The organism is Tsukamurella sp. 8F (assembly GCF_029167375.1).
Lineage (GTDB): Bacteria > Actinomycetota > Actinomycetes > Mycobacteriales > Mycobacteriaceae > Tsukamurella.
In genome coordinates this window covers 1-7,597 of sequence record NZ_JARFTP010000060.1, presented here as the reverse complement: position 1 = coordinate 7,597, position 7,597 = coordinate 1, and the positions used below count along the sequence as shown (strand labels likewise).

Genomic DNA, 7,597 nt, shown 5'->3' with positions numbered 1-7,597 from the left:
AAAAACTAGGCCGAGTCGAAACAGATGAGAGGACTCGTCCTGGTGGATCTCGAGCGAACCTGCTGGCTACGCCCCCGCTGCGAACCACTGGGCCGCAGCCGTCCAGTAGCCCAACTCGCAGATCAGTATCGGTTTACTCAAACAGATGAGAGATTCTCGCGCTACACTTGCATCCATGCGGAGTGTTCCAGGTCGGCTACCTGACTTCCTGTCGAACGGTGTCGTCGGCCTGCTGCGGCCCGACGACCGCGTCTTCGAGGCGATGCTGGATGGTTGGCGAGCGCAAATGCTTGCCCGTGGACTCGGCGTGCCGTTCATCCGATCATCGTGCAGTGTCGTGTCTCGCTTCCAGGAGCACTCCAACGAGTACCCGTGGACGTGGCAGCCTATCCACGTCGATGAGTTCCTTGCTGATCGACGAACCGGCCCCAAAGCCGTCTCCGTGTCGACGCTGCGCGCGAACGCTGGCACGATCAGGGCCTTCTGCTATTACGTCACTGACGAAAGGTACGGGTGGGCTGCGTTCTGCAGCAAAGTATTTCAGGACGTTCCAGCCCAAGTCGTGTTCGACTGGAACACCCCGCGCCACAAGACTGATGACGCCATTCCAGCCGATCGGCGTAGCTTTACTCAAGTCGAGTTACAGAGGTTCTTTGACACGTGCGACGACCTCGTCGACCAGGAGTTCGCCAAAGGCTCGAAGCGCTGGCTCCCGCTGATGCGGGACTCGACTGCCTTCAAGGTGTGCTACGCCTACGGACTGCGGCGTCGGGAGCTTGCGATGCTCGACTACCACGACTTCGGCCCGAACCCGCACGTCGACAAGTACGGCAGCTATGGCGCTGTCCAGGTCCGCCACGCAAAGGGCATGTCGGGCTCGGGACCACGCCGACGCACCGTTCTCACGGTGCCTGAGTTCGACTGGGTGGTAGACCTTCTCGATCATTGGCTCTCGCCGCAAGGACGCGAACAGTTCGCCACAGCGGACCGCTCAGCATCGTTGTGGCCGTCCGAACGTGCCGGCGCCACGGGCATTCGCAACTTTAATCGCACGTTCACCACGGTCCGCGAACTCGCTGGGCTTCCGAGTGAGTTGAAGATGCACTGCCTGCGCCACTCCTATGTCACGCATCTCATCGAAGCCGGATACGACCCGATGTTCGTCCAACAGCAAGTCGGTCACGCCTACTCATCCACCACCGCGCTCTACACCTCGGTCTCGGCAGACTTCAAACAGAAGACCATCCAAAGAATGATCCAGCAACGAATCGTCACACGTGACGAAAAAGACGCAGGGAAGGACACGTGAGCGAGCAACGCCGCATCGGCTACCACTGGAATCTTCGCCAGCGGATGGCTGATCACAACCTCTGGAAGACAACGGAACTCATCCCGCTGCTGAAGTCCCGCGGTATCAACCTGTCGAATGCCCAGGTCCACCGATTGGTGACCGGCACTCCCGAGCGGATCCCTGCCCGCACGTTCGCCGCGTTGTGCGACATCCTTGACTGCACACCCAACGATCTGTTCGAGCCGTACGTGGAGATGCGCGCTGCAGCTACGGCCGACGCACCAGCAAGCCCGGCCGATCTCGGCGTCGGCGATAAACGCTCCGTCGCCCGCCGAATCCGCGTCGTGCGCGGTGGTGATGGCGATGGCGAGACCACGTAAACCTGAGGACCCGCAACGGTGGGAAGTCCCCTGCGGCCGTTGCGGTGAGCACCGGGAACGTGTCGTCACCTGGCAGGGCGTCGGGGTGTGCGGCTATTGTTACCTAGCGGCCAAACGTACCCGGGGCGTCTGCGCTTGCGGTCACGAGGGAGTGTTGCCGGGAATCATCGGCGGCAAACCAGCGTGCCGAACATGCACGGGGGTCAAGCTCAACGTCGACTGCGTTGAGTGCGGTGCCGAAGAAGAACTCTACAAGCAAGGATGCTGTTGGCGCTGTGTTCTGGGGGCGACAGTCGACCGGCTGTTGAAGAATCCAGAAACCGGTGCCATCAACGTGGAGCTAAAGCCCTTTGCGACTGCCCTGAAGTCGATGAAACGAGCGAACAGTGGCTTGACCTGGATCAACCAAGACCATGTCACGGCGTTCCTCACTGACCTTGCCCGCACACCGCTCGTTTCCCACGACGTCATCGACCAACTCCCCTGGTCACGCACCCGAGAGTACGTCCGAGAACTCCTCATCACCCACCAGATCCTGCCGCCCAGAGACGGACTGCTTCACCGGTACATCGACTGGTCGCACGACGCACTCGACAGACTAAACTCGGCGGAGCACCGCGAGATCGCCAACCGCTATATACGCTGGCACCACCTGCGGCAGATGCACTCCATGGAGTCGGTCTCGCACGGGACTTTCTTGCGATCTAAGCAAACCGTTACCGTCACAATAGATTTCCTCAACTGGCTCACCGACCGGGATGTCGCGATCGGCGACCTATCCCAAACGGATCTGGACGCATGGCAAGCCGAAGGCCCGAGCACACGAGAGTTCGCCATCCGCTTCCTTACCTGGGGGATCAAGACCAAACTGGTCGCCGCGGACCTCACGATGACACCTCACCGTCGTGGCACCAGTGCGAAGATGAGCGCTGAGGAGCAGCAGGACGTCGTCGCCAGCATTACGTCAAACCAACCGGCGCTGAACCCGCGCGATCGGGCTGCCGCGATCCTCGTGCTCGTCTTCGGCCAGCAGATCGACCGCGTCGTCAAACTCACCTGGGACCACGCCATAGTCTCAGACGAGCTCGTGACCGTCACGCTGGGCGACATCGCCATAGCCCTGCCGGCCCCGCTCGACGAACCATTCCGCTACCTCGCCGGAGAACGCGACCTTGCGAATACCGCCGCCCACCCGGCCACTAACTGGGTATTTCGCGGCTACGTTCCCGGCCAACACATCAACCCAGGTCACCTACGGACCCGGCTGAAGTCGACATTCGGAACCCGCGCCGCCCGGATCGGCACCCTGCACGAACTCACCAAACTCGCACCCGCCGCGATCCTTGCCGACACTCTCGGCTACTCCCCTGCCACCATCGAGCGACATGCGGTGGCGTCAGCGGCGACATATGCCCAGTACGTATCGACCTATAGGGTTTGCGATGAGTAGGCAAAGTGGGCTTCATCTTGAATCGCCCTGGGATGCAGTCGGCGTGGGGCGGAGATATGGGCCCTCCGCACTCGGTTACACCGCGCGGCGTTGCGGTGAGGTTCCGAAAACGCCTCACGTTCAAGAAGAATTTCTGTGGAAGACTGTCTGCAATGGCGGTTGTTAGGATCGCATGGAGGTTATAAAATGGGAGTAAATCAAATTGACTAGCACGCGGCTGCGTTTCGCTCTCGAACAATTGGCTGGTGGTGACTGGCTCCTTTTTGAGCGTTTCACCTCGGAGTTTTTGGCGCCCGAATTTCCTGCGTTCCGAACCACTGCCACTCCTTCCGGAGACCGCGGTAGGGACGGTGAGATATTCTCGATTAGCGGTGCACCGAATACTGGATTTCAGTTTTCGGTCACCGCTGAATGGAAATCTAAAATCTCCGACACCCTAAAGACGCTAGACAAGAATGGGATCTCCTATCGTAGGATTGTATATTGCACCAACCGGCAAATCGGTGCCGCGGCCGACGATTTAAAGGCCCAGATCTGGGACGACCGGGCGATTTTGCTAGATATTCGAGACAGAGAATGGTTCTGCGAGCGGGAGCTAACGTCAGCCGAGCGAGCTACGGCATCCGAGGAGTTAGCCGAGCAGATCGTTACCCCTATCGTAACCGCTCGGGGCATAGCGTCAGTCACCGGAGCTGCACTCTCGAGTGACGAAGCCCGAGTAGCGCTCGTGCACCTGACTCTGAATGCTAATGACCGTATCGGTGACAGCAATCTCACCAAGACATCGCTAGATGCACTTGTTCAATCAGTACTTGTCGATACTTCCCAGGAGCAACGGCTCGAAGAGGCGCAGATCGTAGAGCGTATGTACGCTCTGCTCCCACATGCAGGGCCGTCCCAGGTGGCAGCGCTCACCCGATCATCGCTCATACGATTGTCTCGCAAAAATGGCCCCGTTAAATCCCACTCCACTCTCGGCGGTTATCACATGAGTCATTCCGCCGCTGAAGCTTGGAAGGATGCTGCAGCATCCTATGTCCTCGACCAGCAGTCACTCGAAGCGGATCTCGCTGCCGCCGCGTATGGGTACGACGGCGCACTCGACGATGATTATGGGAAGCTTCGGTCTGAAGCTCACGAACTCCGAATTGCCCTAGAATCAGTCATGCTCCGAGCCGGCGAGAGCTTCGTGGCCGCCGTGGAGGGTGGTGAACCCGCTTACCTCTCAGCGGAGCAGCTGGAAGAGCAAGTTATCGCTCTCGATCTTCCACTACGACTGCATCCGAAACAGGCTGCCGCCGTAATCCTCGAAGTACTCTCCATGCCTGCCGACCAAACCCGACAACACTTGACGCGAGTCCTGGATGCCTACACTCTGTTCTCCTTTCTCCAGCAGACTCCAGATGTGCAAAAGGCTCTCTCGAGGGTATTTACAAATGCTAAGATATGGCTCGACACGTCAACGGTACTTCCACTCGTTGCGGAAAGTCTCATCGACGACGAGAATAAACGATTGGAAACTGCGCTGCTTTCTGCCGCATCAGATTCTGGGGTCGGTCTCTACGTGACCGACGGCGTCATAGAGGAGCTGCGATACCACATCGAAAAATGTATAAACTACGTTCGCCAATCTCTCCGTGACGGCGAACCACCATTCCTTTACGCCGCGTACATGCTCTCCGGCCGAGATGAGCGCCAGTTCGCCGCGTGGACCGCCGACATTCACGGCAGCGTCCATCCGGATCTAGACATCGAAGATTATCTCTACACGAAGTTTCAGATCGTGCGCAAAGACCTCGCTGAAGTCGCTGCCAAGGCCGACCCGAAACTTCGCGCCGCAGTCACGAAGTTGTTTCAGGAGAAGCATAACCGCTCACACAATAGGCAAGATGGGCGCTTGAGATCGCCTACCATCATCAACAGATTAGTTTCGCACGATGTCGAGAGTGTCGTTGGCGTGATCGAACTGCGCCGTGATTCGCGGCCAGAGCTAGGCTACGAGGCATGGTGGCTCACACTCGACAAGACTGCCTACAGACTCAAGAGATGGCTGTCAGACAATTTGGGTAAAGGCGCGCCCGATACACCGGCCCTGAGCCCCGACTATCTGTCCCAGCTACTACGTCTCGGTCCCTTGCGCCGTTCGCTGAGGAGCGAGGACGCTCAAAACCTTCCCCTCATCATTGACGTCACCCGACTTGAATCGGTTCCGTCAGAACTAATCGAAGTTGCCCGTAACACACGGCTGTCCTTGGAAGGCCTCGATGAGCGTAGGATAAGGCGAGAAGTGCGAGACGCGCTCCACCGAGCGCACACGACGCTCCGCAGCAACCATGACTATGGGAGTGCGGCGCAGTCTTCAGTAGCCCGTAGGCTCACGGCGCAGCGCAACAAGTGAGCAGCACGCCGTCGGAAAGACATCGAGCTTGGGGGCCGTGGCAGTCGTCCTTGCCCCCGCCTTGTTGCGTTATGTAAGAAATCATCATTTTCGACCTCCTCCGCCCCCGATGGCTGGCTCGCTGCCTGCTCCATCGTGTTGCCGACGCAGAGAGGACCATTTAGTTGCTCATAGACTGCCGCGCAACTCGACCTACATCAACACGTCTCGTTACCAGTTAAAGGGGACGGGTTCACACTATAAGCCAAGTGCTACTGGCCTGAGGTCGTTCCATAGTCCATCCTGAACCAGTGAGGGTAGAGAATTTCGAGTCAATAGGTAGTCCGAGGTTTCTTTGAGTGATGGATGTCGCGCTAAGACGGTCTTTATTGTTGGAGTCGAAAGCTTCTTAATACGGCAAAGTGCAACTAATGCGCCGCGTACTAGACCCGTATCGTAGTCCGATTCTGCCAAGCGGACTAGCTTGTCGAGATCAGTCGATTCATGACCTAGTGCGACAAGATTGAACGCAAGCGAGCGTAGGAAAACTGGCTGATTTGCATTCCACGCGATTCCTCGCGCGTAGGTAATCCATTCGGCAGGCGGCTCATGAAGAACCTCAAGCATAACTGCAATCAGCCAGGCTTCCTGGTATTTTTCAAGACCAGGCTCCTCTGGCTTACTCAAGAAGTCGGTGATTGCTGCCTGAACCCGCTTTTCCGAGATGAACGATCGTAAGTAGAAAGCAGAGTCTTTCGATACTTCGCTTAATTCTTCGAGACGTTGGAGAATCTTATCTAGAACGCTTCGGTCGACAAGTTTTCCAAGACGGACAAGTGCGAACTTCGCATGACGCTTCTTCAATGATTTCTCTGTGAATGCATCGTTAAGTATGTTCCGTAGAAGCTTCCGAGACTCGTTAAATCCGTTCCGTAGCGCATAGTCGGCCAACTCAAACGTCTTATCCTCCTTCGACCTAGCCTCGGAGTCAGCAGCCTCAATTCTGGATTTATCTGTTCCCGTCACTATAAGCCCTCGTGACCGGCAGTGAACTTCGAACTTGCGAAGCGCCTCGCGCCCTTTGCGCTCCGAGTCGACAACTATTCGTACATCATCCATGTAGCGGAAGTACTCGTAACCTTCCTCGATCATCTGCTTGTCCACTTTACTGAGATATACGTTGCCTAGAAGGCGGGACGCATCCGGTCCAATCGGCAGCCCGCCCTTAGATGAACGTCGCCACCCCCTGAGGAGATCTCGCAGGGGTTTCATCACATTCTCGGCAACGCCGAGATCTTTGAGGTCCTCGAAGAGAATCTGATGATTTATAGTTTCGAAATAGCTGACAAGATCCGTTGAAACGACCCATCTTCCTGGAGTCGCTTTCTCATCGACCGAGTTGACAAATTCCTGATACTGCTTGAAGGTCGATTTGAAGAACGATCCTGACTTTCTATTGAGGCGTGAACTGAACACGCGATCTGAGAGTGAGTCATCGACCGCAGAAGCGAAGGTAGCGCACAGTGTGTGGTAAGCAAGCCTATCTTCGAAGCTAAGGAGTGCCCCTGCGCGGCTCAATAGCCTACCTTTCGGCACTTCTACGACTTCAAATGGATCGGATACGCCTGTGGCACACTTCGAGAGTGCAGCGGCTATTGAAGCACTTGTATGAGTCCTGAAGTCCTCCCAGTTGAGGACGTCGGGAACCCAAAGGTCCTTTCTGTCTGTTTTCATCAGGAAACGTAAAGCCGCGGCTGCGTCGAAGTCGGCCCTCTGAGGAGTTGAATGTCGACCTACTGCCGGCTTGGGGAGGCGGTCGCCATCGACTATCCAGCGGCCACCAACCCTTTTTCCGGCGAGATCGCCGGAGCCGAGCTGACGACGAATCGTTGCGACTGACTTGCCGGTACGGAGCGCGGCCTCCTCGACAGTGATGCTGTGTTCCATTCAGACTCCTCGTGAGCGGTTCCGCTCACTTTACCGCTCACGGCCAATGGCGGGAAGTAGGTCTGGCCACTTTGTGAGTCTTCGGGTGACACGCCCAGTGGTCGATGCGACTGCGGGAACTCGTCCCACTTCAACACGTCCTGTTACCAGTT

At 57.2% G+C, this 7,597-nt stretch carries 5 protein-coding genes; 4 read left to right on the top strand and 1 reads right to left on the bottom strand.

Annotation, left to right across the window (positions count from 1 at the left end; all coding sequences use genetic code 11):
- Positions 1-175: 175 nt before the first annotated feature.
- The 4 genes from P0W64_RS22370 (at position 176) to P0W64_RS22355 (ending at position 5,519) form a co-directional block, all read left to right on the top strand.
- Complete coding sequence (locus P0W64_RS22370; RefSeq protein ID WP_275482410.1) at positions 176-1,309, top strand: tyrosine-type recombinase/integrase; 1,134 nt, start codon at positions 176-178, stop codon at positions 1,307-1,309.
- The gene (locus P0W64_RS22365; protein ID WP_275482409.1) at positions 1,306-1,671 is read left to right on the top strand and encodes a helix-turn-helix transcriptional regulator; all 366 of its coding nucleotides are present in this window, start codon (positions 1,306-1,308) and stop codon (positions 1,669-1,671) included. Before P0W64_RS22370 ends, P0W64_RS22365 begins: the two co-directional genes overlap by 4 nt.
- Before the next feature lie 151 nt (positions 1,672-1,822).
- Entirely contained in the window at positions 1,823-3,121 is a 1,299-nt protein-coding gene (locus tag P0W64_RS22360; RefSeq protein WP_275482408.1) for a Fis family transcriptional regulator, read from the top strand.
- Positions 3,122-4,109: 988 nt separating this feature from the next.
- Positions 4,110-5,519, top strand: a complete 1,410-nt coding sequence (locus P0W64_RS22355; RefSeq protein ID WP_275482407.1) for a hypothetical protein — start codon at positions 4,110-4,112, stop codon at positions 5,517-5,519.
- Between the two features lie 237 nt (positions 5,520-5,756).
- Here the strand turns inward: P0W64_RS22355 and P0W64_RS22350 are convergent, their stop codons facing one another.
- Positions 5,757-7,445, bottom strand: coding sequence for a reverse transcriptase domain-containing protein (locus tag P0W64_RS22350; protein ID WP_275482406.1), 1,689 nt, complete (start codon positions 7,443-7,445; stop codon positions 5,757-5,759).
- Positions 7,446-7,597: the final 152 nt, after the last annotated feature.